Origin of the sequence: Kordiimonas sp. SCSIO 12610, assembly GCF_024398015.1 — a bacterium.
GTDB lineage: Bacteria > Pseudomonadota > Alphaproteobacteria > Sphingomonadales > Kordiimonadaceae > CANLMI01.
Genome location: NZ_CP073747.1, coordinates 1,299,655 through 1,325,799 on the forward strand (window position 1 = coordinate 1,299,655; position 26,145 = coordinate 1,325,799).

26 protein-coding genes are annotated in these 26,145 nt (G+C 47.1%); 12 read left to right on the forward strand and 14 right to left on the reverse strand.

Going from position 1 to position 26,145, the window contains the following annotated elements:
- Positions 1 to 34: 34 nt before the first annotated feature.
- The 6 genes from KFF44_RS05860 to KFF44_RS05885 form a co-directional block, all read right to left on the reverse strand.
- Positions 35 to 793 carry an SDR family oxidoreductase gene (locus tag KFF44_RS05860; protein WP_255938133.1) on the reverse strand — a complete coding sequence of 253 codons (759 nt, stop codon included), beginning with the start codon at positions 791 to 793 and terminating at the stop codon, positions 35 to 37.
- Positions 790 to 1,767, reverse strand: a complete 978-nt coding sequence (locus KFF44_RS05865; RefSeq protein ID WP_255938140.1) for a calcium/sodium antiporter — start codon at positions 1,765 to 1,767, stop codon at positions 790 to 792. Before KFF44_RS05865 ends, KFF44_RS05860 begins: the two co-directional genes overlap by 4 nt.
- A gap of 105 nt (positions 1,768 to 1,872) precedes the next feature.
- Positions 1,873 to 2,817 (reverse strand): glyoxylate/hydroxypyruvate reductase A, encoded by a 945-nt coding sequence (locus KFF44_RS05870; RefSeq protein WP_255938141.1) that lies wholly within the window; start codon positions 2,815 to 2,817, stop codon positions 1,873 to 1,875.
- Positions 2,818 to 2,844: 27 nt separating this feature from the next.
- On the reverse strand, positions 2,845 to 3,540 hold the full coding sequence (locus KFF44_RS05875; protein ID WP_255938142.1) for a hypothetical protein: 696 nt from the start codon (positions 3,538 to 3,540) through the stop codon (positions 2,845 to 2,847).
- Positions 3,541 to 3,572: 32 nt separating this feature from the next.
- Positions 3,573 to 6,287: a M14 family metallopeptidase gene (locus KFF44_RS05880; protein ID WP_255938143.1), complete on the reverse strand. Its 2,715-nt coding sequence runs from the start codon at positions 6,285 to 6,287 to the stop codon at positions 3,573 to 3,575.
- Positions 6,288 to 6,420: 133 nt separating this feature from the next.
- Positions 6,421 to 6,783 (reverse strand): SdpI family protein, encoded by a 363-nt coding sequence (locus KFF44_RS05885; RefSeq protein ID WP_255938144.1) that lies wholly within the window; start codon positions 6,781 to 6,783, stop codon positions 6,421 to 6,423.
- A gap of 238 nt (positions 6,784 to 7,021) precedes the next feature.
- On the opposite strand from KFF44_RS05885, the gene rpmF reads away from it, so the two are divergent.
- Positions 7,022 to 7,207: a 50S ribosomal protein L32 gene (gene rpmF, locus KFF44_RS05890; RefSeq protein WP_255938145.1), complete on the forward strand. Its 186-nt coding sequence runs from the start codon at positions 7,022 to 7,024 to the stop codon at positions 7,205 to 7,207.
- Positions 7,208 to 7,375: 168 nt separating this feature from the next.
- Entirely contained in the window at positions 7,376 to 8,167 is a 792-nt protein-coding gene (locus KFF44_RS05895; RefSeq protein ID WP_255938146.1) for a M48 family metallopeptidase, read from the forward strand.
- On the opposite strand, the gene KFF44_RS05900 is transcribed toward KFF44_RS05895, so the two are convergent.
- Complete coding sequence (locus KFF44_RS05900; RefSeq protein ID WP_255938147.1) at positions 8,164 to 9,030, reverse strand: HEPN domain-containing protein; 867 nt, start codon at positions 9,028 to 9,030, stop codon at positions 8,164 to 8,166. The genes KFF44_RS05895 and KFF44_RS05900 overlap by 4 nt on opposite strands.
- Positions 9,031 to 9,062: 32 nt before the next feature.
- Between KFF44_RS05900 and KFF44_RS05905 the strand changes: the two genes are divergently transcribed.
- Positions 9,063 to 10,388, forward strand: coding sequence for a Zn-dependent hydrolase (locus KFF44_RS05905; RefSeq protein ID WP_255938148.1), 1,326 nt, complete (start codon positions 9,063 to 9,065; stop codon positions 10,386 to 10,388).
- A gap of 136 nt (positions 10,389 to 10,524) precedes the next feature.
- Here KFF44_RS05905 and KFF44_RS05910 read toward each other — a convergent pair whose 3' ends face one another.
- Positions 10,525 to 11,415 (reverse strand): DMT family transporter, encoded by an 891-nt coding sequence (locus KFF44_RS05910; protein WP_255938149.1) that lies wholly within the window; start codon positions 11,413 to 11,415, stop codon positions 10,525 to 10,527.
- Between the two features lie 110 nt (positions 11,416 to 11,525).
- Positions 11,526 to 11,912: a hypothetical protein gene (locus KFF44_RS05915; RefSeq protein WP_255938150.1), complete on the reverse strand. Its 387-nt coding sequence runs from the start codon at positions 11,910 to 11,912 to the stop codon at positions 11,526 to 11,528.
- A 111-nt stretch (positions 11,913 to 12,023) separates the two neighbouring features.
- Here KFF44_RS05915 and KFF44_RS05920 point away from each other — a divergent pair, with 111 nt between their 5' ends.
- Positions 12,024 to 12,860: a hypothetical protein gene (locus KFF44_RS05920; protein WP_255938151.1), complete on the forward strand. Its 837-nt coding sequence runs from the start codon at positions 12,024 to 12,026 to the stop codon at positions 12,858 to 12,860.
- 8 nt (positions 12,861 to 12,868) lie between these two features.
- On the opposite strand, the gene nadC is transcribed toward KFF44_RS05920, so the two are convergent.
- From nadC to modA, 4 genes are all read right to left on the reverse strand, one after another.
- Positions 12,869 to 13,723: a carboxylating nicotinate-nucleotide diphosphorylase gene (gene nadC, locus KFF44_RS05925; protein WP_255938152.1), complete on the reverse strand. Its 855-nt coding sequence runs from the start codon at positions 13,721 to 13,723 to the stop codon at positions 12,869 to 12,871.
- Positions 13,724 to 13,725: 2 nt separating this feature from the next.
- Positions 13,726 to 14,724, reverse strand: coding sequence for a quinolinate synthase NadA (gene nadA / locus KFF44_RS05930; RefSeq protein ID WP_255938153.1), 999 nt, complete (start codon positions 14,722 to 14,724; stop codon positions 13,726 to 13,728).
- 211 nt (positions 14,725 to 14,935) lie between these two features.
- On the reverse strand, positions 14,936 to 15,829 hold the full coding sequence (locus tag KFF44_RS05935; protein WP_255938154.1) for an MBL fold metallo-hydrolase: 894 nt from the start codon (positions 15,827 to 15,829) through the stop codon (positions 14,936 to 14,938).
- Positions 15,830 to 15,849: 20 nt separating this feature from the next.
- On the reverse strand, positions 15,850 to 16,599 hold the full coding sequence (gene modA / locus KFF44_RS05940; protein ID WP_255938155.1) for a molybdate ABC transporter substrate-binding protein: 750 nt from the start codon (positions 16,597 to 16,599) through the stop codon (positions 15,850 to 15,852).
- Between the two features lie 498 nt (positions 16,600 to 17,097).
- Between modA and KFF44_RS05945 the strand changes: the two genes are divergently transcribed.
- A complete protein-coding gene (locus KFF44_RS05945; protein WP_255938156.1) occupies positions 17,098 to 17,769 on the forward strand; it encodes a PEPxxWA-CTERM sorting domain-containing protein in 672 nt (223 codons plus the stop codon).
- A gap of 337 nt (positions 17,770 to 18,106) precedes the next feature.
- The gene (locus KFF44_RS05950) at positions 18,107 to 18,790 is read left to right on the forward strand and encodes a PEPxxWA-CTERM sorting domain-containing protein (RefSeq protein ID WP_255938157.1); all 684 of its coding nucleotides are present in this window, start codon (positions 18,107 to 18,109) and stop codon (positions 18,788 to 18,790) included.
- Positions 18,791 to 18,939: 149 nt separating this feature from the next.
- On the opposite strand, the gene KFF44_RS05955 is transcribed toward KFF44_RS05950, so the two are convergent.
- On the reverse strand, positions 18,940 to 19,890 hold the full coding sequence (locus tag KFF44_RS05955) for a polyprenyl synthetase family protein (RefSeq protein ID WP_370691144.1): 951 nt from the start codon (positions 19,888 to 19,890) through the stop codon (positions 18,940 to 18,942).
- Between the two features lie 321 nt (positions 19,891 to 20,211).
- On the opposite strand from KFF44_RS05955, the gene KFF44_RS05960 reads away from it, so the two are divergent.
- The 6 genes from KFF44_RS05960 (at position 20,212) to KFF44_RS05985 (ending at position 26,144) form a co-directional block, all read left to right on the forward strand.
- Entirely contained in the window at positions 20,212 to 20,967 is a 756-nt protein-coding gene (locus tag KFF44_RS05960) for a tRNA1(Val) (adenine(37)-N6)-methyltransferase (RefSeq protein WP_255938159.1), read from the forward strand.
- A gap of 57 nt (positions 20,968 to 21,024) precedes the next feature.
- The gene (locus KFF44_RS05965) at positions 21,025 to 21,927 is read left to right on the forward strand and encodes a S49 family peptidase (protein WP_255938160.1); all 903 of its coding nucleotides are present in this window, start codon (positions 21,025 to 21,027) and stop codon (positions 21,925 to 21,927) included.
- Between the two features lie 49 nt (positions 21,928 to 21,976).
- Positions 21,977 to 22,276 (forward strand): chorismate mutase, encoded by a 300-nt coding sequence (locus tag KFF44_RS05970; protein ID WP_255938161.1) that lies wholly within the window; start codon positions 21,977 to 21,979, stop codon positions 22,274 to 22,276.
- Positions 22,273 to 23,013, forward strand: coding sequence for a type I methionyl aminopeptidase (map, locus tag KFF44_RS05975; RefSeq protein ID WP_255938162.1), 741 nt, complete (start codon positions 22,273 to 22,275; stop codon positions 23,011 to 23,013). Before KFF44_RS05970 ends, map begins: the two co-directional genes overlap by 4 nt.
- A 201-nt stretch (positions 23,014 to 23,214) precedes the next feature.
- Positions 23,215 to 24,960: a methyl-accepting chemotaxis protein gene (locus tag KFF44_RS05980; RefSeq protein ID WP_255938163.1), complete on the forward strand. Its 1,746-nt coding sequence runs from the start codon at positions 23,215 to 23,217 to the stop codon at positions 24,958 to 24,960.
- A 260-nt stretch (positions 24,961 to 25,220) separates the two neighbouring features.
- Positions 25,221 to 26,144, forward strand: coding sequence for a glycine--tRNA ligase subunit alpha (locus KFF44_RS05985; RefSeq protein ID WP_255938165.1), 924 nt, complete (start codon positions 25,221 to 25,223; stop codon positions 26,142 to 26,144).
- Position 26,145 lies beyond the last annotated feature (1 nt).

Sequence of the window (26,145 nt, forward strand, 5' to 3'; positions counted from 1 at the left end):
ATTCGCTCGCGAACACATGGAGTAAAAAAATAGGTTAGTCAACTATATCTGGCGTTCGCCATGCAAGGTGCTGACCTCCATCAAGTGCGATCATCTGCCCGGTCATGGACGGCGTGCTTAAAATAAACTCTACTGTTTTCGCAATCTCATCAAGGGCAGGGCCTTTTTTCAAAAGCACATTGTCGGCTTCTGCCTGAAAGCTACCAGCGGTTTGATGAATGCTCTCTAACACTGGGCCCGGACCAATGGCGTTTACCCTGATATGGGGGGCCAGTGCCTGTGCAGTGGTTCGGGTAAGTGAATACAGCGCGGCTTTAGAGGCGGTGTATGTCATGAACTGAGGGTTTGGTTTCCATACCCGCTGATCGATGATGTTGATGATGTTACCGTTTTCACCGTTCGGCAGTAATTTTTCGAAAGCCTGCGTTAAAATAAGCGGCGCGAGGGTGTTTACCCCCATATGCATGTGCCACGCTTTCGCGTCAAAATCGCGGACGCTGTCATTCTCGAATACAGACGCATTATTGATGAGTGCATTGCACGGCATGTCAAATTGTTCGGCAGCTTTCGGGATCAACTCAGAAACCGCAGTTTCATCCTGTAGGTCGGTTTGAAATGTATACGCCTTGCCACCTTTTGCGCGGATTATATCTGCAACCTCTTCGGCATCTGCTTTTGAACCATTATAATGGATGCCAACAGCGAAACCTTTTTGGCCAAAATAGAGCGCAAGATGGCGGCCAACACGTTTCCCTGCACCTGTGATCATCATAAACCCGGTTTGTGATGTCATAAAGGCATCCCCATCGCAGACGCGCTCTCAGCAGAGTTAGCAAGATGATACATATATCCACTATATAGTATAATCATGACGAGGCCGCTTATTTTACCCACATGTTTTCTTGTTTTATAATAGGGAATAAGCAAAAGCGATGCGCCAAGCATGACCCAAAGATCAAATTCTATAAAGCTGTCAGGAACTGGAATGTCACCGAAAAGCGATGAAACGCCAATGATCCCAAGCGTGTTGAAAATATTGGAGCCTATAACGTTACCGACAGCGACATCGCAGTGACCGCGCACAGCCGCAACAATCGCGGTAACCAGTTCAGGCAGGCTTGTGCCGATCGCAACGAGCGTCAGGCCAATAACCGCCTCCGAAACACCGAGCGAGCGCGCGACGTTGACAGAGCCGCCAACCAATAGGTCAGCGCCGAATGAAAGCCCAACGAGCCCGGCAATGATCAAAAAAGATGCCTTGCCGTAGCTTACAGGTTCTTCCGCCAATTCCTCGTATTCTGCAATCAGTTCTGCGTCCCCCTTGCTTTTCTTGCCTTGGAGGGCTGAAAACAAAAGAAAGCAGAAAAGTAATAACAAAAGAACGAACCCGTTCCCCGATGTTATGGTGCCGGATGACGCCATAAAGAAAAATAGGGCGCCTGCCGCAATCATGATGATCATGTTCCTGCCCATTTTGGGGGCGTTACAAGCCATCGGGGCGATGAAGGCGGGAATACCAATCACTAAAAGGACGTTCGCAATATTTGACCCGACAACATTTCCAAGAGCCAGCGTCGGGGCACCAGTGACGACCGCATCTATACCAACAACCAGTTCTGGCGCAGAGGTACCGAACGCAATGATTGTCAGGCCAATTATCAGGGTTGGCACACCAAATCTCTGCGCTAGCGATACCGCTCCGCGAACAAGGAAATCACCGGCAAACAACAATAAAACCAAACCGATGACTATATTCACATAATCCATATGGCGTGTTCGTCCTTACTTCATGTTGGTACTGATTTGCTCTGAATGCAGGGCTAACAGCACACACTTTCAGCTTATATAGGTATTGTTATCAAGAAAGGGAAGTCAGTATCCGCGTTTTAGGTCGAGCACATTTTCGAGAGGTCGGCCATTTTTATAGTTTTCGATGTTTCTAAGTACATATTCAGCCGCGGTTTTAGGGCGGGTGACCGCAGCAATATGAGGGGTTATCAGAATTTTAGGGTGTTCCCACAAGGGGTGTGCTTTATCAACGGGTTCCTCCTCGAAAACATCCAAAATAGCGCCGCTTAAGTGTTTTAAATCCAACTGTTTGATCAAATCATCAATGACAATCAGGTTCCCACGCCCTGCGTTGATTATGGATGCACGTTTCGGAAGATTCTGAAGCGTTTCCATATTCAAAAGTCCAGTGGTCTCTTGTGTGTTCGGAAGAATCCCTACAAGGATATTGGTGTTTGCCAAAAAGTCTTCAAGGCCCGCCATACCTTGATAGTGGGTAACGCCATCTTCCGCAGCCTTCGGGGATGTTGACCAGCTGTTGATCTTGTACCCAAGGGGTTTGAGGGCAGCAGCACACTTTTGCCCAAGTGCGCCGTACCCCATAATGCCAACATTGATGCTTGACGCCGCGGGGGCAAATATGCGTGCCCAATGTTTGCGGCTTTGCGCGTCAATAAGGTCAACCATCCCGCGGTGTAGCATTAAGACACTCATGACTACAAATTCAGCCATCCCTTCCTTCAGGCCATCATCAGCCATCCGGACAATGGGAATATGATCAGGCAGATTTGGGTCACGCATGATATGGTCAATGCCTGCGCCAATGGAAAACGTAACCTTGCTACCGGAATATTCCTTCAACAACCCCGGCTTTGGTTGCCACACGAGACTGTATGTATCCTCCGTTGTATTCTCAGGATCGCCCCAATCCGGATAGCTTCTGAAATCAATAGTTGGATCAATCGCATGAAAGGCATCGCGCCAGATATCATGTGAATACTCTTCCAGATAAAAAAGGATACGTGTCATAACTTAAAACTCAAAGGTGGATTATGGTTACTGAACTTTCACGGCAAGTGTATCATGGTGGCCCACAATCAGTTCGCGGAGTAAGAAACTGATGTCTGCACGGTTTTTAAAGCCAGAAGCCTTGGCCGCAGCCTCCATTTCCGCAGGCGTCATGTCAGGACGCTTGGCATATTGCACGAGGTCACGGTAAAAACCGACTGTGAAGTTATCAACGTCACTGCCGTAAATTGTTTCAAAAATAACATTGGGTTTGATACCGATCCTTACCAGATAATCATTTTCCATCTGGCGTTCTTTCAATAGGGCTTCGTGCTTGCCTGCACCCGCCATGAACATTTCGATATGATAGAGGCCTGATGTTTCATTGAGTTTCTGAAGCTCGGTCCAGCTAACATCTGATTTCGCCGTAAAGCTTACTTCTGAATCGACCAATGTGTTAATCACGGTCTCATAGGCATCGTGGGCTTTCGAGCAGGCATCGGTTTCGCATGATGTTGAACCAGCCCCCAAAAGCATTAAATCCCAGTGATTGCCCTGGCTATGTCGCATCATGATAGGTTTATCAAAGCCAAGGGCTTTCCAGTCTGTTGCTTTTACAACATCAAGCAGTTCAGGGAACTTCCCTTGCGCTGCCCGGTACTGGGAAATCCAGTATTCATCGGCTACGGCATTTTGCTGGAACGCGAATAGTGTTGCGGCTGTAAGAATGAGTTTTTTAATCATTTTTTATTCCTAATAATAGCGAAGCGACTGGATTATCGAACAGGTCGGGCGTGCGCTGTGCCGCCGAAGATCGCGTTCATATAAATAAGGTTCAGACCGTCAAGATAGGCACGGGTTGTTGGTTCCTGTGTGAAACCAATCACCATGCCGCGGCCAAGGTTTTCGTGGATCAAAAACGGCTTGTAAGCAAGTTGTGCCTTGTTTTCTTCCCAGATATGACCGCTCGCGAGCAACTCATCCTTGCCTTTGAAATAGGCGACATTGGTGCCAGTGTTCAGATCAACAGGTGTGTAGATATCGCCGCCACGCACCAATACCTTCAATTCGTCTGCGACACCGTTGGCAAGCCAGTGATCCTTATCAACATCAGCGTTCACAATCACGCCGGGGATGCTGTCAGGCCCTTCCTTTGCGGGTTCGATCGCTTTGCGAAGGTCTGCATAATTTTCAAAATTACGGCCATCTGTGCGCCCACCATCGAGTTTAGCTTCCTTTACCTCTTCCTTGGCCTGGTTTTCGCGTTTGGCATTCAATAGACCAACTTTTTCGTCGCTCAGGAAACGAACAGCCGTTGAGTTGCCGATCAAAACACCGCCTCTTGATACCCAATCCTTAAGGTTCTTGGCACCACCTTCGCCAAGGGCGGTCATATAATTACTGCGGAAGCCCTGTGCTGGAAGGATAAGCACATCATAGCGCGATAGGTCAGCACGGCGCAGCGCTGGCGTGCGGATCACTGTCACGGGATAGCCAAATTGTTGCTCGATCACATAGCGGGTATTGCCGGCACTATACTGGCTTGTGGCTTCATCCCACGCCATCGCAATTTTGGGCGCGTGCATTCTGTTAACCGAACGGCTGCCGAAATCCATCCCACTTTCGATCCAGCTTGTGTCCACACCAACAACTTCAGCGCCTGTTTCTTTTGCAATATTTGCAAGTTCTTGGCCCACATTTGCTTCATTCGCTGCCACATCGATGATAAGAGACCCCGTGGGGTATGTGCGGCCATTTTGTGTAAACTCGCTGTCGTTCGATTTTACGGTAATACCAGCGCGAAGCGCCTTGGTCAGCAATCTGCCTGCTGCCATATCACCCCACGGCACAAGGTATGCAACCTTGGCGTCCGTTTTGTTGATACTGCCGGGGGTGTGCTCAAACGCGTCCACCAAGTCACCGGCCACATTCACTGGACGCCCGCAGCGGTTCATGTCCACATTATACATGATTGGGAGCGACCAACCTGTGACATCATAGATATCGTGATCCAGGTTCTTCTCCCGCCTGCGTTCCTGTTCTTTGACAAAATCAGCGTTCATATCTACCTGTGGGTCAAGCAGGCTTCTGACCATGCGTTTTCGTGGCTGCGCGAGGTCAATCACATAAGCACCAGCCTTATAGCTGACGTTACACGCTTTAAAGTCTGCGCTTGCCCGTGTGATTTCAACACCTTGGGCTGCCAAAACGCCTGCGAGTTTGTTGTTTGCCGCCTTGTCACGGGTTGCAGGGAAGATATAAGTGCGGTTCTGTCGGTCGTTAGAGCCTTCGCTGATCGCACTTACCTGATAATCATAAAAATTCTGAAGGAATGCCTTGCGGTTTTTGGCAACTGTTTCTGCGGTTGCGAGCGAGGTCAGGAAATGCCCTTTCACGGTATCGCGGTAATCAAATTCGCTGCCATCAGTGCGGCGATATTTTAGGCCGCGTGATGATGCCTGCTCATAGGTCATGGCAACAGCGCCGTAATAGGCGGGCCAGCTTGCGCCGTAACCGGGGTAAAAGGCGTCGAAAATATCACGCGTGAAATAGGGGCGGCCAAATGCGTCAAACCATTTGGCGTTATTCTGACCAAACAGAATCAAGCTACTGCGCTGGCTATCGGCCAAGTGCGGGTTATAGGGAATGGCCTCTGGCGCAAAATAATAGGTGCTGTCGCCGCCCATTTCGTGAAGGTCCACGAACGTAAGTGGATACCATTCCTGAAGCGCTTTGACTTGCTCCCTGATTTCGGGTTGCGTCAGGGAAATCCAGTCCCGGTTCATATCAAAAAGATAGTGGTTGGTACGCCCCGATGGCCACGGTTCGTTATGCTCTGCGGAAAGGCGGTCGCTATCAGCTTCCAATCCTTTTGCGCTTCTGAAACGGTGGATAAAGCGATCACGCCCATCCGGGTTTTGCATCGGATTGATAAAGACAATCGTGTTGTCGAGAATTTCGGGCGCACGTTCATCCCCCTTGGATGCGAGTAGATGATAGGCTGTCATAATACTGGCATCGGTGGAGGAAATTTCATTGCCGTGAACACCGTAGGATAACCAGACAGAGGAGGGCAGGGTATCAATCAGCCGCTCAGCCTCTGCCTGTGATGTTTTGCGCGGGTCCGCTAGCGCCTGAATGCCAGCTTTATGGTCATCAAGTTTCGCGATATTTTCTGCGCTTGAGATCGCAAGATAATAAAGCGACCGTCCTTCCCAGCTTTCGCCGTATTCAAACATGCGAACCTGATCCGGTTTTGCGGCAGCAAGGGCCTCAAAATATTTGCGGGTGTTGGCGTGCGTTGTGATCTTGTCACCGGATTTGTGCCCCACCACGCTCTCTAAGCTTGGGACATCATCCGTATATGCCGCGTTCGGCCAGTAGGTGAAATTGTCTTCTGCATTCAGTGCAGCTGTGCTCGTACCAAGGAGTGCAAGTGATAGCACTGCGGTGGTTATTGTTGATTTTCCAACTTTTAATAATGATGTCATGATCATGCCTCCCGTCAGGTTGCCCCGGATATTGATGTATCCCCAAAATATCTGATTAATACGGTTATATGGTTTTCATTGGATTTGGAAGGGGAATACGGCTGTTTCCTGAAAAATTGGGGGCAGGATCGATTTACGGACCAAGGTTGCTAATCACTATCGCAAGAAGGAGCACATAGAAGAAGATAGAATAAAGGCATTTAATAGCGATGGTTTTTTTGAAAAATCGCAGTATCAGATAGTTGGCAAAAATTCCAATGATGGATGTGATAGCAAAGGCTATGCCTGCTTTATGGTTTTCAGCGTACCAGATTTCTGGTGAACTAACGGTGTAGTTGGTTCGAAATCCGATAGGGCCGTTTGGCGGCACCAATTCCAAAATCATTGGAATGGATAGTAGGAGAATAAGAAGAGGGAAGCCATAGGAAGCCCAGACCAAAATGCGTTCGCCGAATGCATCATATTCCTGTTTCAGTGCCTGATAGTCATCTGTCATACACTAAATCTATTCCCTGGCTGAAATGCTGTCAAATCCGCTTTATATTTTGGTTACATTTGGCTTATACAAACACATGAATATGGCTCATGAATCTTTCGCTTGCATTTTTTAGGGCTACCCCTTATGTTTCGCGCCTCGAATCACAGGGTTTACAAATGGGTAGGCCCAAACAATAGCCTGACGGTCGCGATAGAGCATTTTAAAGCGAGCCGGGGCGTGCGAAAAGGTTAAGAAAATGGCAGTTCCAAAAAGTAAAGTAACCGGCTCCCGTCGTGGTATGCGCCGTTCACATGACGCCCTGAAGAATGTAAACTTTCAGGAAGACTCAAACACTGGCGAATACAAACTTCGCCACCACATCGACCTAAAAAGCGGTCAGTATCGTGGTAAGCAGATTCTTGAGCCAAAAGGCGATTTCTAAGAAATATTCCTTGGAAAACAAGTTTTGATAGAAACCGGTGTTGTTCATTCAGCACCGGTTTTTTCTTTGTCTTATCGACATCACCAAGCTTTCTTTTGCCATATTGCCCGATTATTTATATTCTGAATGTCATATTGTATCTGATTCCAATCATGAAGGGGGAACCTCATGCTTATTAAACGCGTTCTGCTTGGTGTTATACTGCTGTCACTTTCTGCCTGTGTCACAACAAATGAGGTTACGGGGCGGCGGCAATTGATTACAATTCCACCAAGTCAGGATATTGCGCTCGGCGCGTCCGCATTAAGCGAGGTGAAGAAAACAGCGCCCGTTGTGACAACAGGGCCGCAGGCAGAACGTATTAAGCGGATTGGACAGCGTATCGCCGCCATATCCCACGCGCCCAATATGGAATGGGAATTTATCATCATTGACGAGCCTGTGTTGAACGCATGGGCATTGCCGGGTGGCAAGATCGCAGTTTATTCAAAAATGGCTGAAACCTTCAATACGGACGCTGAAATTGCGGCTATCCTTGGTCATGAGGTTGCGCATGCGGTCCTCCGCCACGGCGCAGAGCAGGTTAGCCGCGGGCAACTTCAAAACCTTGCAATTGCGGGGCTTGGTGTGGCGGTCGGTGCAACCACCGAGGATGCAAAAACTGCGCAGCTTGCGGTCGCGCTTGGCTCAATGGCGGCACAGGGGTTTGTGCAATTGCCGCACAGCCGCGCGATGGAGCTGGAGGCTGATGATGTGGGAACATCCTATATGGCAAAAGCGGGTTTTGACCCGCGTGCATCCGTAAAATTGTGGCAGAAAATGAAATCGCTTAAGGACGGAAAACAGGCTCCATCCCCCTTCTTTTCAACCCATCCTGCGGATGATCAGCGTATCGCGCGCTTGCAAACGAAAATGGATGTGTATCTGGCGGAGTATAAAGGAGCCGTTCGGAGGTATTAGAGAAGAAGTTTTAAGTGTTTAAGCGTTTGTTTTGATACAGGAATGTTTTCGCGTATCCATATCTGAAGTTGATTAATGATTTTGTGATTTTCGTTAGATTGATCTATTTTATGATGATGTTGCAGAACGGTACGAATAGGTGATCCTCTAAATACTAAACCTCCAAAAGTTTGCTCATTTTGGTTGTGATCTTTAAAGAAAAATAGATTCATATTTTGAAAATAAAATCGAAGTTCTTTTGTGTGTCCGATACCTAAGCGATTTTCTGATAATTTTTCAAGTAGCATAGTTGTGTCGATCATCCACTCAGGGTAATCATTTTTTGGTTTCTTGGACGTATAAAAGGCTTCTTCAGTTGGGTCAAAAAGATCTAAAGCTAAAAAATTCTGATACCTGATCATCTTCCTAAAATACACTGCTAATTGATCAATTATGTGAATTTGTGGACCTATCAGGGCTGTGCCTAATATGTTATATCTATTATCTGGTGATCCGAAATAATTCAGATGGGCTATATATTCTTCTATTGTTTGTTCATGCCATTCATCGCTATGCAATGCATCTGTAGTAGGAATAGTGATTTTGTTTGGGATTATTTGTTTTTTATCTTGTATGCGAACATTGTTAAATAATTTATTTAAATCATGTTTGTAGGGTTTTACTGATTGATTCTGAAATAGTATTATCGCTTTTAAATACTTCTCTATTGCTTGTGCCGCACACCAGTAAAAGTTTTGAAATATTCCGTTGTGATAAGCCCATCGTGCGGTAATATAATCTTGATCCGCAGAGTCGATGTACAACCTTTTAATGATGTATGATTTACGCTTGTCTAGAGACATATCTATCGAATGTTGATGCATCTATTTAGCTTTAACAAGTTAAGGTTACTCAAATGAAAATATTAATTTCGTCTAAATCTAATTATAGTATCTCAATTGTAATATTTGTACTTATGATTTTTGCTGTAACTGGAAATATGTCTGCCCAAGACCTCCCTCCGGCGTCGGCGGAGCGGATGGAAGCGCGGATTGTGGCCTTGTCCGAATTCGGTAAAAACGCCGATGGCGGTGTGGACCGTGTTGCGTATTCGCAGGCGGATATTGATGGCCGTGCGTATATCATGGGGCTGATGCGCGAACAGGGCCTTCAGAATATTCGTATTGATGTTGGCGGTAATATTATTGGCCGCAGGGCTGGCACCGACGCAGGTGCCAAACCCATCATGATTGGTTCGCACACCGATAGCGTACCGGGCGGGGGTAACTATGACGGCGATGTCGGGGTGATATCAAACCTTGAAGTGATTGATCTGTTGAACGCGGCGAATATTCGGACGAGATCCCCGATTGATGTGGTTGTGTTCTCAAACGAGGAAGGCGGCCTTGTTGGTAGCCTTGCAATGACAGGGAAATTACAGCCAGGAACCCTTGATGTCATGAGCCATTCAGGCCTCACGATCGGGGAGGGTATTCGTGCCATTGGCGGTGACCCTGATAATATCACCCGCGATATTATCAAACCCGGCGTTTTGAAGGCTTTTGTTGAACTCCATATCGAACAGGGTGCGTTTCTGGACGAAGAAGATATAGATATCGGCGTGGTTCAGGGCATTGTCGGGATCAACTGGTGGGATATTACGATCGAGGGCACGGCAAACCACGGTGGCACCACACCGATGAACCGTCGGCAGGATGCGATGGTGGCCGCCGCGCACTTGACGCTCGCGGTCAATAAAATCGCAAACGAATTACCGGGCCGTCAGGTCGCAACCGTTGGCCGTATAGAGGCCTTTCCGGGTGCGCCAAATGTGATCCCCGGTAAGGTGATCATGAGCCTAGAAGTTCGCGACCTTGAGCAAAGCAAGATGGATCAGGTTTTTGCGCTCGTGCAGCAGGAAGCAAAAAAGATAGAGGCGGAAACAGGTACCAAAATCGGGTTTGAATTTATCGATGTGGCGTCACACCCTGCGCCAACGGATGAACGTATGCGAACCATCATTGCGGATGCCGCGAAGGACGCTGGTTATAGCTATAAATTGATGCCATCCGGCGCAGGACACGATGCACAGGATATGGTTTCCATTGCACCAACGGGTATGATTTTCGTGCCATCAAAGGGCGGGATCAGCCACAGCCCCCATGAATATACAAGCCCCGCTGAAATGGCGAAGGGTGCTGATGTTTTGCTGCGCACGATACTGGCGTTGGACGCAGAGTAAGCTTATTCGCGTAGTGTCATACCGTGACTTGATCACGGTATCCATTGAAGACATAGGTCGATAAATATTTATAATGGTGGACTCCGGGATCAAGTCCCGGAGTGACAATGTTCGGGATTGGCGTGCGCCCGGGTAGCTAAGCCGCCTTGGTCTTCATCAGCTTTCTTTCCCGAAGGAAACTATAGATACCCATTGTAACGACGATACCGCTGCCGATCAGAGTATAAGCATCGGGGTAGTCAGCGAAAACAAAGATACTGAGCGCCATCGCCCACACGAGGTACGTATAGCGAAACGGGGCAACAAACCCTACATCGCCCAAGCGCATCGCCATAACAGTACCGATATAGCCGAGAAAGATGAAAACAGCCGCACCCGCGAGCATAGCCATATGAACAAGTGTGATCACCTTCCACGGCTCAAAAACCGAGAGGATGGCCCCCATCAGCATTACAGCAAGGCTTGTATAAAAGGCGATGAACATGCTTGGGATATTGGGTGAAATTCTTCGGGTCGTCAGGTCACGCACCACCATGCAGGCGATGGTGCCAAAAAGCATAAGGAAATAGATATTAAATCCCCCGCCTTCTGCGCTACTGCCGTCCGGTTGGATGACAAGCATAACGCCAAAAAATCCGATTAAGATCGCAAGATAACGGCGCCAACCAACGGCCTCACGCATGAAAAGCGCGGCGGCAAGGGTAACCGCAAGCGGCATGACTTGTAATACAGCACTCGCGTCCGCCAAGGACACATGGACAAGTGCGGTTAGGAAAAAGATCGTACCGCCAAGTTCACACAACGTGCGCACAATGATATGGCGGTTAAAATGCTGGCGGCTGTTCTTTAGTGCGTCAGAGCGAACAGCGAGGATACCAAGAAACGCGGTCGCAAAAATACCGCGCACAAAAATCGACTGATAAAGATTAAGGTCAGCCAATACGAGCTTCATGAAGGCGTCGTTTACTGCAAACCCCATCATGCCCAGCATCATATAAAATGCGCTTTGAATATTTTCCGACTGCATCTGCCCAAACCTTACCCAGCGCACGGTGCGCAATACCCCATCAAGGCAAACAGCAATAGGGGAATATGATGTTTGGAGCAAACAAGAATTTAAAGGGTATCAGGTAAAATCTATATTTGTAGGTGTTTAACCCATATTTGACTGAAAAAGCCAACGACTAGCCCGGCTAATATGGAGAAACCTGTACCGTCAAGCGTCAGTGACTTTTCAAGAGCAAAAAGATAGCCAATTACCCCGCCTAGACCAGTACATAAATATACCATAAATCCCCATTTTTTAGGGTCGACCTCAATTGCAAATGTTAGAGCGATTAATGTACCTAGTAGAATTGATAATGTTGCCGATAGTCCTTTGTTAAAGAACAAGGAAGCAATCAGCGCAAGTAAGCCAAACCATAGGAAAATGGGGAGCCAATCAGTTCTAAGCGCCCAGTTACTATTCTGGCTTATTTTTATAGTTTTACGTTTTCTTCTTTTTTTGTTTTTCTGTTTTTTCATATCGTCCAAATACTTCGCGCTTGTCTATTGATATATATGTGGCACAGTTAATTTTGCAATGAATGAACACAAAGTAGCTCGTTTGTAATTTGACGATGAGAGGGATTGGGGATGCAGAAAACCTACAATTGCATAGTGTTGTTGTGTGTGCTGTTCATGTCTACTCATGCGGTTCTTGCCGAAAAATATACGTGCCAGTCGCCTGTGGATATGACCTCAGTTATTAATGCGATTGAGGATGAGAAGTTGATATTTATCGGCGAACTTCATGGCTCCAACGAAATGCCTGTTTTTTTGTCTGCTCTAGCATGCCATTATGCAATGGCGGGCGAACGGGTGTTGGTGGCGCTTGAGATGCCTGTGTATCAAAATGATGTTCTGACAGATTTTGTGCAAGCAGGAAATGATGTGGATGCTGCAACAGCCATCGATCGATTGACTACAAATGAGTTTTGGTTTCAGCACGGCGACGGTCGTCAAAGCAAGGCTATGTTAGGCATGATTAATGACCTCAGGCAGCTATCGAAAGGCTTTCAGCTCGATGTGGTAGCAGTTGATTTACCCCAGACTGAGCATGATAAGAGTGCGATTTCTGTCACACGCGATGAGTTTATGGCTGAAAACATTGATGGTTACATCAAAACAGGTATTTATGACCGTATCCTATTTTTTGGAGGAAATAATCATACACGACTTACAAAGCGACAAGGTGTTGACAAGCCAATCGCCTTGCACCTTAAGGCCATGAAACCTTTTTCAATCGTTTTATCTTTTAAAACAGGAGAAGTCTGGGCATGTATTAATAGCTGTGGGTTGAATAAGCTGGAGTATAATAAAGGCAATCCAGCACCTGAGAACGTTTTTCTAGAGAGAGCTTCAGATGATTTTGACGGGATTGTTTATTTTTCAAAAATAACAGCTTCCGAACCAGTTTTTATAAAGCCGTAGACTTTGACCTAACCGCCATAATCCAAACCAATGTCAACCGCGGGGGCAGATTGGGTCAGACGTCCGACAGAGATAAAATTGATGCCCGTTTCAGCGATCGCCCTAATGGTTTGAAGATTGACGCCGCCTGATGCTTCGCACGGTATTTTGCCGCCCACAATTTCAAGCGCCTGACGCAGTGTTTCGGGCGGCATGTTATCAAGAAGAAGGCTATTGGCACCAAACTTAAGGGCATCGGACACTTGGCTGAGCGTGTCGCACTCGACTTGAATATCCCGCCGTCCAGCAGCTTTCGCGCCCAAAATTGCCTTTTCAACCGAGCCCGCGACCGCGATATGATTGTCTTTAATCATCACTGCGTCAAAAAGGCCGATACGGTGGTTTTTGGCACCGCCCATTTTCGTCGCGTATTTGCCGAGCATCCTGAGCCCCGGAATGGTCTTTCGCGTATCGAGTAAGCGGGCGTTTGTGCCTTCGATCACATCAACATACTGGCGGGTGAGGGTCGCAATGCCGGATAAATGCTGTAGCGTATTGAGGGCCGTGCGCTCAGCGGACAAAAGCGCCCGCGCCTTACCGCTAATGGTCATGATTTTACTGCCGGGGCTAAGCCTTTCGCCGTCTTCGGCGAAAGTCTCTATCGTACAATCGGGGTCGAGGCGTTTGAAGATGGGGGTCATTAAGGGTAGGCCAGCGATGACCATATCTTCGCGTGCGTTCATCGTTGCGGATAATATTGCACCCTCAGGGATAACTGTTTCGCACGTTACATCACCCGCACCGATATCCTCTGCGAACGCCGTATCGATAAAATGGTCAATCTCTGCGCTAGAGAGTGGGAAATCCCCGTTTGCCACACTCATGGTTATTCACCAATCGCCGATACATCCTTCGATGGGCCTTTGGTTGGGCTGAGTTCCAGCATACGGCGAAGCGGCTTTTCCGCGAGCACGCGAGTTTCCTCATCAAGGTCAATTTCGGGGCCGAGATCGCGCAGGCATGTATAAAGCTTTTGCATGGTATTGAGCGCCATATAAGGGCAGGTGTTACAGTTACAATTGCCGTCCGCGCCCGGCGCGCCGATAAAGGTTTTATGGGGGGCCGCTTTTTCCATCTGGTGGATAATGCCTGGTTCTGTCGCGACAATGATTGTATCGGCATCCGATTTGATTGAAAAATCGAGGATCGAGCTTGTGGAACCCACATGGTCTGCATGCTGAACGATCTGATCAGGGCACTCGGGGTGCGCTGCAACCGGCGCGTCAGGGTGCTTTGCTTTCAGCTTGATCAGTTCTTTTTCACTAAAGAGTTCGTGGACGATACAGGTCCCTTGCCACAGTAGCATGTCACGGCCAAGTTTGCGTGACAGGTAACCGCCCAAATGCCTGTCAGGCGCGAAAATAATTTTCTGGTCTTCGGGTAATGAAGATACGATATGTTCGGCGTTGGAGCTGGTGACGATAATATCGGTCATTGATTTAATTGCCGCTGAACAATTGATGTAAGAGAGCACCATATGGTCAGGGTTGGCATCGATGAATTTTCTGAATTCGTCGGGTGGGCAGCTATCTTCCAAACTGCATCCGGCCTTCAGGTCTGGTAATACTACTGTTTTATTCGGGCTCAGTATTTTTGCCACTTCAGCCATAAACTTAACGCCGCAGAAGACGATAACATCAGCGTCTGTTTCAGCGGCCTTACGTGACAAATCAAGGCTGTCGCCGACAAAATCAGCGATATCCTGAATTTCGGCAGCCTGATAATAGTGGGCAAGGATAACAGCATTTTTCTCACGACGTAGGCGATTGATTTCCTCAACCAAGTCAAGGGTTGGATCAACTTCTGGGGTTGAAACAAGATTCATCAATCATCTCCCGTTTGCGGTAAAACAGACCGCATTCTTTTAAACTTCGATAAGCTGGTATCTATACAGTATCATACTGGCGCTGGATCATGGCCATTGCCGATAATCGAGCTTTGAGTTAACTCGGCAGTATAAATATAGTGCGCTGCACCGTTATGCAACGCTGGATTTCAGGAAATTCGTGATATTTTCTTATGTTACAGTCAAATTATTATGGCAGATAATATGAGGTTGTAAGCGATAAGGGGCCTTCGCAGGCAATACGATTTTCGTCATGGAGCGCGATAATATGCGCGAAAACCGAGCGCGCTGCCGCGCCGTGGAGGCGTTTGTCCACATCCTTATACATGCTTTTGACGATGTGAGGGATTGTGCAAGGACCGCCCTTAAGATGCTCTAATATCTGGCCTTCGCGCATTTTTCGGTGGATGATTACACCGCGGATAAAAGCATTGCCGTTTTCTATTGTAGGCCCGTGGGTGGGGTAAAGTGTGTCAGCTTTGAATGATTTTAGTTTCTCTATGCTTTTTAAATAGGCCCGCATGTCACCGTCAGGCGGCGAAATGACCGTTGTTGCCCACTTCATCAGGTGGTCACCAACGAAAATAGAATTTTCCTCATTGAGTTTAAAACAGACATGATTGGAGGTGTGACCGGGCGTGTGGATGCACTCCAATGTCCAATCATCGCCATTGATACTGTCGCCGTCAGCAATGATATGATCGGGCGTAAAGTCCTTATCGGCGCCTGCTTCGACCTCTTCAAATTCTAGTCCGCCGGATCGGCCTGTTCCGTGCCTGCCAAACGCATATATTGGCGCACCTGTTTGCTCAGACAGCCAGTTTGAAAGCGGGGAATGGTCCAGGTGAGTATGGGTCACTAGAATATGACTAACGTCGCGCCCACCGATTGCCTTTAGGATGGCGTTTCCGTGTTCCATATCGACAGGGCCGGGGTCAATCACTGCCACCGATGACGTGCCGACAATATAGGTTTGTGTGCCTGTAAACGTATAGGGGCTTGGATTTTTACAAAGTACCTTCGCAACAAGCGGTGTGATTTGCTCAAGCGTCCCAAAGTTGGCATCTGATAGATCGAGATTCATAGAGTTTTATACTCGTATTATTAATCTTCTATAGGGTTTTGAAGTTTGGATGAAAACCCAAAGGATTGCCATATATTTTCAGCCTGCTTGGACATCAGGAACTTTAAATAGTCGGCGGCTGCCTTTTTGTTCTTACTGCCTGTAATAATAGCCGCATAATATTGAATGTCTTCGGCATTTTTGAAAGATGCGATGATTTCTACTTTGTCGCTTTGTATCGCACTGCTTTGATAAACGATACCTGGAATATTTCCTCTTTCTACAAGCAGTAGAGTAGCGCGGGCGTTATTGGCATATGCTGCTTTGGCTTCTACTTCGCTCCATAGATTGATTTTTTGAAGGCTGTTAACTGTATACGCGCCAAGCGGTGAGATTTTTGGATTGGCAATTGCTATGCGGTGCGATGATAGAAGGAAAGATTTTATGCCTGAAAGAGCGTTTATTGGAACCATAGCTTTGTTATTTTTTGGTATCGCGAGAACAAGCCTATTGCTTGCTAGGGTTTCGACGTCTGTTGCGATCGAGCCCGTTGTTGTCAGATAATCAATCCATTCTTTGTTAGCAGAAATAAAGATATCTGCAGGGGCCTTTGCAGCGATTTGACGTGCGAGCGTGCCGCTTGGGCCGGTTACAATTGTGGGTGTAGTCTCGGAGCTTTGATTTTGCCAATGATTGTTCAGGCTATTCAATACGGATGTTAAGCTCGCTGCGGCAAAGACATTAAGGGGGGGCGCGGTTTGACTATCTGCCAACGAAATATTCTCAGGCATTTGCCTTTTGTTTTCAGATGACCATAAAGGCAATGAGATTGCCGTCAGTGGCAACATTAGCAGCAATGCTGAGGCTATAGAATTTTTTATCATAGTCGATTTGTCTAGATCACGAAAACGTTTGTTGGTTTGAGTTGTATTTATAAAAGCGAGTTGGTTCGCGAATCACTATTTTACTCGAATAGTTAACAAAAGGTTAATGGTTTAAAAATTATGGTATACTATAACAAGCGCAAGACTTGTTTTTATGAGTTCTGATATTTCTTTATTTATCAATAGCTTGTTGTATTTTTATTAGTTTGTAGTGAAAAAAATTAAAATTAATAAAAAATTAACTTTAATTCAGGCTTACAATTCATGGTATAGATCATCTCATAAAAACGAGTAAAATATTCAGGTTCGTAATATTTAATTTATTTCAGGCATTGTCAGAGCCTTTTGGCTTTTGAACAACAAAAAAACATTATGTGAAACATCCTTGAAGACTGGGGAATAATAATGAGACACTTAACTAAATTAATCGCTGCAGCAGCCGTATTCGCGGGCTCACTTGCTGCTTCAGCTAGTACAACTTTTGATTTTACAACAGGCGCTGGCGCTGGCGTTCGCAACGCGGACGACTCTTTAACCTTTACGCTTGGAACTCTAAGCGTTGATGTTTTTGGTTTCCGTGCTAACGACAACGACCTTACTTTGCCTTTAAGTGGTGGGTTGGATAACGACGGCGTTCTGCAGAACAGTTTTGGGTTGGTATTCGATCTTGAAGGTGACCCAGATGGCGTTGGTGGAGGTGATGATCACCGTGTAGATGGTGCATTCAGCAACGAAATCTTAGTTTTCCGGTTCAACCAGAAGGTAACTATCGAGACAGCTAATTTCAGCTTCTTCAGTGGTAATTTTACTGGGTTTGGCGGTGTTGAATTCACACCAAATAGTCTAACGGCTGGGTTAATCAATCCTAATCCTGGCTCAATAGCAAGCACTGTTAATTTGAACCTTGGTCAAGGAAATACATTCGGATTGGGTGCTATTGGAAGTCGTGATGCGTTTAAACTGCAATCGCTTACCGTATCGGCTGTTCCTGAGCCAGCGACTTGGTTGATGATGATCCTTGGGTTTGGCATTGTTGGGCTGGCGCGCAAACGCCGCACAAGCAAGCAATTTGCATAATCCATAGGTAAGATTAAAACTATAAAATGTATAGACAGCGGCGCTTTTGCGTCGCTGTTTTTTTGTGTGATATTCAGGCTGTGGGTATTAACCATTTTTATTCATTATGTTTTTTAACTGATACGTCTGAACCTGTTGTAAAAAAGCCATTATGTCTTCGGTTTAATCAAAAAAAACGTTATGCGCGAATTAAGGGTTAAAAAAGAGTTAACAAAAGATTAAAATTGTGTAGATTGAGATGGCTATAGCATTTAGGACAAATGATACTCAGGCAAAGAAAGTATCTCAGGTGCGTTCCTAAGTAAGTATGTAACTAGTTTGTACATTGGGAGGTACAATGAAAAAATTACTCAAGACAATTGCTGCTGCGGCATTCTTTATTGCTCCTGCAGCTAATGCAACTACAGTTTTTAATGTTGATTTCGATTTCAGACAAGGCGGCGGTGCCGTTGATGAAGCATTTTTCTCAGTGATGGGTGTAGACTTGGCAGTTCGCGCGGGCACGTTTGACAGCGATGGTATTCGCATCGGTACACGTGATGTGTTCCAGTCTACTGGAGGTCTCGGTGTTTTAGGCCCTGATGAGGAAAGACCACGCCAAGGTGATGAAGTTCCAGATTCGACAAATGTTGACGGTCGCCGCGCCAATGACATTCTTGTTTTTGATTTCAGCCAGCGCGTGCGTTTGAACTCTGTAACATTCTCGTTTGTTGATGATAACGATCAGTTCCGTTTCTTCCAGGATGTTGATGGCTTCGGTCAGTTGATCGGCTTTGGTGGTAATACCCCAATAGTTGGTGGTCAGGTTGATATTCCGTTCTCAAACACATTCTCGTTTGCACCAGGCCTTTTTGCCTCTGAACTATTTGGAATTGGCGCCGCGCAAGGTAACGACGACTTCCGTATCGCGGGCTTTAGCGTTACAGCTATTCCAGAGCCGGCAACTTGGTTGATGATGATCCTGGGCTTTGGCCTAACAGGTCTATCACTACAGCGCCGCCGTAAATACGCGAGCGCGTAAGGTAGGTATTTTTATACTTATCAAGGGAGCTAAAACGATCAAAGCCCGGCAGATTTGCCGGGCTTTTTCGTATTATAATGAGTTTCAGTTTTGTTGGTTTTTAAAGGATTGTCTAAATACAGACTTTTAGTGTTGTATGCCGTCTTTTTCTAGTAGGCGCGTGAAATGCAGAAATCAACAATATCACAAAGAACCTGTTTCGCAGGATTGTTCGGGAAAGTTCCTAACGCGTCCTTTGCCATGGCGCCGTAATGTTTCGCGCGCTCGATCGTGTCTTCAAGCGCTGTATGCTTGTTCAAGAGATCAAGGGCATGATCAAGATCACCGTCCTGCTGGTTAAGGTCAGCCATGGTTCGGTTCCAAAAAGCGCGTTCTTCATCATCTCCGCGGTGGAACGCAAGAATGATAGGCAGGGTAATTTTGCCTTCGCGGAAGTCGTCGCCGACTGTTTTGCCAAGCGTTGCCTGTTTCGCGGAATAATCGAGAACATCGTCAACAATTTGAAAGGCAATACCAAGATATTTGCCGTATGTAGAAAGCGCGGTTTCAACCTTTTCACCTTGCTCGGCAACTACGCCCGAAATTTCACAGGCAGCTGCAAAGAGGGCAGCCGTTTTCGCGGCAATAACTTCGAGGTAAACCTCTTCGGTTGTTGAGGTGTCATTCGCGGTCGTTAGCTGAAGAACTTCACCCTCGGCGATAATGGAGGATGCGCGTGATAAAATCTTCAAAACCTTCAGGGAGCCATCTTCTACCATTAATTCGAAGGACCGGCTGAAGAGGAAGTCACCAACCAGTACACTCGGTTGGTTACCCCAGATCACATTTGCGGTTTTGCGGCCACGGCGCAGTTCGCTTTCATCAACCACATCATCATGTAATAAGGTTGCTGTGTGGATAAACTCTACACATGCTGCTAGGTTAATGTGGCGCTTGCCTTCGTATCCTAGCATGCGCGCGGACGCGAGGGTCAGCATTGGACGTAATCGTTTGCCGCCAGACGCGATCAAATGACCTGCTAATTGCGGGATAAGAGCAACCGGGCTTTCCATACGGTTCAGGATAGCCTCGTTCACCTCATTCATTTCATCAGCGACCATCGCTTGAAGGGTATCAATGGGGCTTGTTTCTTTTTTCTTTGGGCTACCATGAAGCGGCACAACATTCTCTGGCTGTGCGTTTTCTGCTTGTGACGAGCGTGACATAAAGTGGCCTTTCCAAATGAAAAAGAATCAAATTAAGGCGGACTGTAGTGTTCTTGCCTTATTTGATCAAGAAAATGTCGGTAGGTGCGCTGATAGGGCACATAATTGTTACAAATATATTAGGTCTGTTATTATGCATTGAAGATAGGCAATAGGTTTCATTATACTTTAACTAAACAGTTTAAATGTAGAATTTTAGGGTTGGAACTAAAGCCTATGGCTGAAAATGAAACCATAGATAATTTTCTCGATGGTAGTGTTCGCCTGATCCAACCTAAGGATGGATACAGAGTATCGATGGATACTGTGTTGCTTGCGGCCTCTGTCCCCGCAAAATCAGGTGACCATGTTCTTGAAGGGGGGATTGGCTCGGCTGGCGCCTCACTTTGCCTTGCCAGACGTGTTGAGGGTGTTAGCGTTACGGGGATTGAAATTCAGGATGAAATGGTTGCCTTGGCCGAGAAAAATATTGTTCTGAATGGACTGGAAGATAGTGTTTTAGTTCAAAAGGCATCGATCAAGGATTTGTCCGGTCCTCAATCCCGTTATGATCATGTAATGATAAACCCGCCGTACTTGCCAGAAGGTAAGGCCATAAGGCCACCTGACGACAATAAAGGCCAGGCGCATATGGACCTGAATGCAACCCTCAAGGATTGGATCAGGTTTTGTGTCCATTATGCAAAGCAAAAAGGAACCATTACAATTGTTTACCGTGCTGACCGTATGGATGAAGTGATCAGTCACTTATACGGCCGGGTCGGTGATTTGATTATTATGCCATTTTGGCCGCGCGCAGGGCGCAAGGCAAAGCGGGTAATCATTCAAGGTCGCAAGGGTGTATCTGGTGCAGTATCCTTGTTGCCGGGGTTGGCGTTGCACGGCGAAGAAGAGCGTTACACCAGCGCGGCAGAGGAAATATTGCGAAAAGGTAAGGCGCTTGACTTGAAAGGCTTTGCACGCAGTCTTTAAAACCGCTAACAATACGGCACGAATAATAAACGCTATTCCTCTGGAGAAGAAAACGACATGCGCAAAACAATTTCGACAGCATGGTTTCAACTGAAAAAAACTGTTTTTGGTGAACCAGCGCCGAAGGTCGCTGTTATCCGCCTGGAAGGGGTAATTGCCTCTGGCGGTGGTCGTTTCCGCTCAAATCTAAACTTGGCGAGTGTAGCAGATCAAATTGAGCAGGCTTTCACCATGCAGGGTGTAAAGGCGGTGGCTCTTCTCGTTAATTCGCCGGGTGGTTCGCCGGTTCAGTCAGCGATGATTACAGATAGAATTCGCGCATATGCCGACGAAAAAGACATTCCTGTCTTGGCGTTTGCTGAGGATGTCGCCGCGTCTGGTGGCTATATGATATCGCTCGCAGCAGACGAAATTTATGTGAATGAAGCCTCGCTTGTTGGAAGTATCGGCGTTATTTCAAGCGGATTTGGTTTTCAGGAAGCTATCAAGAAAATAGGTGTCGAACGCCGCGTTTACACAGCCGGCGAAAGCAAATCCATGCTCGATAGCTTTGCTGATGAAAAAGAAGAAGATATTGCAAGGCTCCGCGAAATTCAGGATGAAATCCACGAATTTTTCAAATCAATGGTCAGAAAACGCCGCGGTAAGCGTCTCAAAGGACTGCGGGGCAAGATATTCTCTGGCGATGTGTTTACCGGGAATGAAGCGATTAAGCTTGGTTTGGTTGACGGCGTCGGCGATGTTCGCTCGGTCATGCGGGACCGTTTCGGCGACAAGGTCGTTTTGAAAGTCGTTGGTGAAAAGAAATCAAAATTTGGCGCTTTGTTGGGCTTAAAAAGCGGACAGATATCAATTGATGAAATTGTAACAGCAAACCGATTGGGTAAGGTTGAAGATTTGCCAGCAGGGTTAATCAGTGCTGTTGAAGAACGTATGTGGTGGAACAGATTTGGGCTGTAATTCTGAAATGAAGGGAATAGTTTCTATATGAATAGGAACTATTGATAAGATGGAATTGAATCACAAAAAGAAACTTCAGGAATACCGCGAAAGCATTGATAATATTGATGCTGCACTTGTTTTTATGTTGGCGGAACGCTTTAAGATTACAAAAAAAGTTGGTTTTTATAAGAAAGAGCATGATCTGCCACCCGCTGATCCATCACGGGAGGAAAAGCAAATTGCGAGGCTCAGGGATCTCGCGAAATCTGCTAACCTCGATCCGGCTTTCAGTGAAAAGTTCCTTCATTTTATTATTCGCGAGGTTATTCAGCACCATGAGCGAATTAGGGAAAACGGCGAAATATGACAGTTAATGATGTCGATAGTTTAAAAAAACTTCAGGAAATTGGGGCAATCTGCCGCGATGTACTCCGCGAGATGGGGGCAGCGGTTAGGCCAGGGGTAACACCGCGCGAGCTTGATATGATCGGTGGGCGTATGCTCGCTGAACGAGGTGCGCAGTCAGCGCCCATGCTTGCTTATGATTTTCCGGGCTTTACCTGTATTTCGGTCGAAACTGCGATCGCGCACGGTATTCCTGATGATGTTCCGCTTCAGGAAGGGCAATTGGTCAACATCGATGTATCAGCGGAAAAAGATGGTTTCTTCGGTGATACAGGGGCAAGCTTCGCGGTTGGTGAAATCAGCGTTGAGCGGCAGAAATTGTTGGATGTTACCCAAACGGCGCAGCGCAAGGCCATGTATGCGGCTAAGGCAGGCGAGCCCATCAATATTATCGCCAAGGTGGTTGAGCGAGAAGCGAAAAAGCATGGCTATAATATCATTGAAGGATTGAACGGCCACGGTGTTGGCGCATGGATCCACGAGGAACCTACCGTTTCCAATAAATATTACCCGAGCGACCGCAAACGCCTTGTGGAAGGACAGGTTCTAACAATTGAACCTTTTCTTGCGACCAAAAGCAGATCGTACGCGGAGGATGATGATGGTTGGACACTCCGTCTTGCAAATGGTGGAATTGGTGCCCAGTTCGAGCACAGTTTTGTCGTGACCAAGGGTGCTCCTATCATTCTGACGGCCTAGCCTTTATACCACATGCTCTATCGGGGCTATTCAATGAGAAATTCGGGGTTTTCTCATCAAGTATTTGCTTGTGCCTTTCACGATAGGTGCATCTTATTTCGTCTATTTTTGATCCACACTTCTGATCTCGCCGTACAGCAAAATGGGGTGTTTTGAGTTTTAAGGGAGATTGGATTAACGATTGAAATAGACGAGGGGTCGATGTTTCAAAAAATTTCAGTTTCTGTCAAACTTGCTATTCTGGCGGCATTTTCCATCATTGGTGTTCTTCTTATTGGTGGATTTGGTTATATAAATACCGACAAATTGGGTGATACATTCACCGAATACCGCGCCACCGCGCGTGCACAAAATCTGGTTTCTGATATCGCAGAAGACTTCATGCAGATGCGTATAGCAGCGCTTAAATACCGAACAAGCTTGAACGGTGAACAGGCGCGTGAAGTTACTAATAATTATGCCGAGATCGTCGAAACTCAGGGCCTTATCCAACAACTGATTGCAGATCCATCGACACGTACCCTCTTGACCGAGTTGGAGGAAGAAATAACCGCCTATAACTCTGCTTTTAACCGCGCTGTTCAGTCCGATGATACCATAACCCGTGATGAAATTTATGCCAGCGCTCTCGATCAAATCGGCCCCCGCGTTGCATTGGCGCTTGATGGGCTTCAGAACAAACTGCAAACCGCACAGGATACGCTCGGCCCAAATGCCGCTGAAATTGTTAACGAGAGCAAGGCGAATATGCCCATCATTGTTGTTATGGCTACGTTAGTGATTGGTGTCAGTGTTTTATCACTCGCTCTATCGATCATTAAGCCGATGGCACGTATTACCGAGGTTATGACCAAAATGGCAGAAACTGGCGATGCCAGCCTTGCGATCCCCGGCCTCGCCCGCGGCGATGAATTGGGTGCAATTGCCAAGGCCCTGAAACTGTTTCAAAACAGCTTGATTGAAAAAGCAGAACTTGAGGAACAGCAAAGAGCGCAAGCGGAAGCTGATAGGATCGCCCGCCAGGAAATGGAGAGGCTTGAACAAGCGAAAGAGCGAGAGCGGCTCGCGGCAGAACAGACAGCACAGGAAGAACAAAGGTTGGCGAACAAAAAACTACGTCAGGAACTCGCTGCAAGCTTTGAGGCAGATATTGGGGCGCTTATTCAGGATGTGATGGCTGCTATAGAGCAAGTAAACAGCTCGGTGCAGTCCATGTCCTCACTGGCGTCAGCAACGAGCGAAAGCGCGGGCGTCGCTAAAGGAAATGCAGAACAAACAACAGCAAGTGTAGAGCAGGTTTCAGCCGCAGCAGAGGAATTATCGGCGTCCATTGAAGCTATTAATCATCAAATAAACCAGTCACAGCGTGCCAACGATAGGGCACAAAATCAGGCAGAGGCTATGGCATCGACAGTTGAAAGCCTGTCTGCCTCCGCAGGACATATCGGCGAAGTGGTTGACCTTATTTCTGACATTGCCGAGCAAACAAATTTACTGGCCCTCAATGCAACGATAGAGGCAGCGCGCGCTGGCGAGGCGGGCAAGGGCTTTGCTGTTGTCGCGTCAGAGGTCAAACAATTAGCTGCGCAAACGGCAACAGCAACAGAGGAAATTTCCGGTCAGATATCCGAAATTCGAAAAGGTGTCGAAGGCGCTGTGTCTGGGATTTCCGCTGTCTCTGGCACGATGGAAGAGGTGAATGATATCGCCCTTGATGTTGCAGAGGCCGTGCGGCAACAGGGCGAAGCCACACAGGAAATTGCGGTCTCTGTCAATCACGCGGCAGGTGGTGCTGGAAAAGTGCTTGGTGTGGTAAATGATGTCAATGCTGCGTCTTCTGATACGCTCGGGCATGCAAACGATGTTTTGGGGGCCGTTTCCGAACTTCGGTCCAAGGCCTCGGCCCTGAATGACAAAGCCAATCACTTTGTTCAGGAAATGATGTAACAAAGCGTATAGGATAGCACACAACTCGGGATATAATGGTACATAGCTTTCCATTCATTGCTCAATATCAGCTCATATGTGTTCATTTTGTCATGGGGCCAGTTATTGCTTGATAAAAAGCAATGATATGTCCCATCTCTGTGCTTGACCACGTATGGGCTAGGGGCTAGGTTGCCGCCAAAGATTCTTTAAGGAAACTCAATCTTATCAAAGTGGGTTTTCTTAATGCTGTGACCTCTTATTGACTGGTATAAATGCCTATGTCCACTTCTGTATCCTCTGCATCCAAGACTGCGATGCCTTTCCAAAAAATGATCCTGACCTTGCAGGAATACTGGGCACGTCCAGAAAATGGCGGCTGCGTGATCCTACAGCCCTATGATATGGAAATGGGCGCGGGGACATTTCATACGGCGACAACACTGAAAACATTGGGTCCAGAGCCTTGGAATGCGGCCTTCGTACAGCCATGCCGCCGCCCAACTGATGGCCGTTACGGCGAAAACCCGAACCGATTGCAGCATTATTACCAGTTTCAGGTGGTTTTGAAACCAAGCCCCGCCAACATGCAGGACCTTTACCTTGGCAGTTTGAAGGCAATCGGGATTGACGCAGACCTTCATGATATTCGCTTTGTTGAGGATGATTGGGAAAGCCCAACCCTCGGGGCATGGGGCCTAGGCTGGGAAATCTGGTGTGACGGTATGGAAGTGAGCCAATATACCTATTTCCAGCAAATGGGCGGCTTTGACTGCAAGCCTGTCGCTGGTGAACTGACGTATGGTCTGGAGCGCCTTGCGATGTTCGTGCAGGGCGTCGATAATGTTTATGATCTGGATTATAACGGCGCAGGCGTCACGTACGGTGATGTATTTCTCGAGAATGAGAAACAACAGTCTGCCTTCAATTTCGAGCATGCCAATACCGAAAAGCTTTTCCGTGATTTTGCTGAAGCGCAAGACGAGTGCGCGAAACTGTTGGAAGCAAAATTACCGCTGCCTGCCTATGAGCAATGTATCCGTGCAAGCCACACCTTCAACTTGCTCGACGCGCGCGGTGTGATTTCGGTTACGGAACGACAGGCCTATATTGGCCGCGTGCGCGACCTTGCTAAAGGGTGCTGTGACGTATGGATTGAAAAGAACGAAGATCGTTGGAAAAACGACTATGGATGGGAGAAATAAA

Coding starts and splice junctions, on each gene's coding strand:
- KFF44_RS05955 (WP_370691144.1), bottom strand. CDS start 19,890: ATGGTCGCTGATGAAATGAATGAGGTGAACGAGGCTATCCTGAACCGT.
- KFF44_RS05860 (WP_255938133.1), bottom strand. CDS start 793: ATGACATCACAAACCGGGTTTATGATGATCACAGGTGCAGGGAAACGT.
- KFF44_RS05905 (WP_255938148.1), top strand. CDS start 9,063: ATGAAAATATTAATTTCGTCTAAATCTAATTATAGTATCTCAATTGTA.
- KFF44_RS05885 (WP_255938144.1), bottom strand. CDS start 6,783: ATGACAGATGACTATCAGGCACTGAAACAGGAATATGATGCATTCGGC.
- nadA (WP_255938153.1), bottom strand. CDS start 14,724: ATGAATCTTGTTTCAACCCCAGAAGTTGATCCAACCCTTGACTTGGTT.
- KFF44_RS05945 (WP_255938156.1), top strand. CDS start 17,098: ATGAGACACTTAACTAAATTAATCGCTGCAGCAGCCGTATTCGCGGGC.
- KFF44_RS05865 (WP_255938140.1), bottom strand. CDS start 1,767: ATGGATTATGTGAATATAGTCATCGGTTTGGTTTTATTGTTGTTTGCC.
- KFF44_RS05965 (WP_255938160.1), top strand. CDS start 21,025: ATGCGCAAAACAATTTCGACAGCATGGTTTCAACTGAAAAAAACTGTT.
- KFF44_RS05875 (WP_255938142.1), bottom strand. CDS start 3,540: ATGATTAAAAAACTCATTCTTACAGCCGCAACACTATTCGCGTTCCAG.
- KFF44_RS05920 (WP_255938151.1), top strand. CDS start 12,024: ATGCAGAAAACCTACAATTGCATAGTGTTGTTGTGTGTGCTGTTCATG.
- KFF44_RS05985 (WP_255938165.1), top strand. CDS start 25,221: ATGTCCACTTCTGTATCCTCTGCATCCAAGACTGCGATGCCTTTCCAA.
- rpmF (WP_255938145.1), top strand. CDS start 7,022: ATGGCAGTTCCAAAAAGTAAAGTAACCGGCTCCCGTCGTGGTATGCGC.
- KFF44_RS05880 (WP_255938143.1), bottom strand. CDS start 6,287: ATGACATCATTATTAAAAGTTGGAAAATCAACAATAACCACCGCAGTG.
- KFF44_RS05910 (WP_255938149.1), bottom strand. CDS start 11,415: ATGCAGTCGGAAAATATTCAAAGCGCATTTTATATGATGCTGGGCATG.
- KFF44_RS05900 (WP_255938147.1), bottom strand. CDS start 9,030: ATGCATCAACATTCGATAGATATGTCTCTAGACAAGCGTAAATCATAC.
- map (WP_255938162.1), top strand. CDS start 22,273: ATGACAGTTAATGATGTCGATAGTTTAAAAAAACTTCAGGAAATTGGG.
- KFF44_RS05915 (WP_255938150.1), bottom strand. CDS start 11,912: ATGAAAAAACAGAAAAACAAAAAAAGAAGAAAACGTAAAACTATAAAA.
- KFF44_RS05960 (WP_255938159.1), top strand. CDS start 20,212: ATGGCTGAAAATGAAACCATAGATAATTTTCTCGATGGTAGTGTTCGC.
- KFF44_RS05935 (WP_255938154.1), bottom strand. CDS start 15,829: ATGAATCTCGATCTATCAGATGCCAACTTTGGGACGCTTGAGCAAATC.
- KFF44_RS05950 (WP_255938157.1), top strand. CDS start 18,107: ATGAAAAAATTACTCAAGACAATTGCTGCTGCGGCATTCTTTATTGCT.
- nadC (WP_255938152.1), bottom strand. CDS start 13,723: ATGAGTGTGGCAAACGGGGATTTCCCACTCTCTAGCGCAGAGATTGAC.
- modA (WP_255938155.1), bottom strand. CDS start 16,599: ATGCCTGAGAATATTTCGTTGGCAGATAGTCAAACCGCGCCCCCCCTT.
- KFF44_RS05870 (WP_255938141.1), bottom strand. CDS start 2,817: ATGACACGTATCCTTTTTTATCTGGAAGAGTATTCACATGATATCTGG.
- KFF44_RS05980 (WP_255938163.1), top strand. CDS start 23,215: ATGTTTCAAAAAATTTCAGTTTCTGTCAAACTTGCTATTCTGGCGGCA.
- KFF44_RS05970 (WP_255938161.1), top strand. CDS start 21,977: ATGGAATTGAATCACAAAAAGAAACTTCAGGAATACCGCGAAAGCATT.
- KFF44_RS05895 (WP_255938146.1), top strand. CDS start 7,376: ATGCTTATTAAACGCGTTCTGCTTGGTGTTATACTGCTGTCACTTTCT.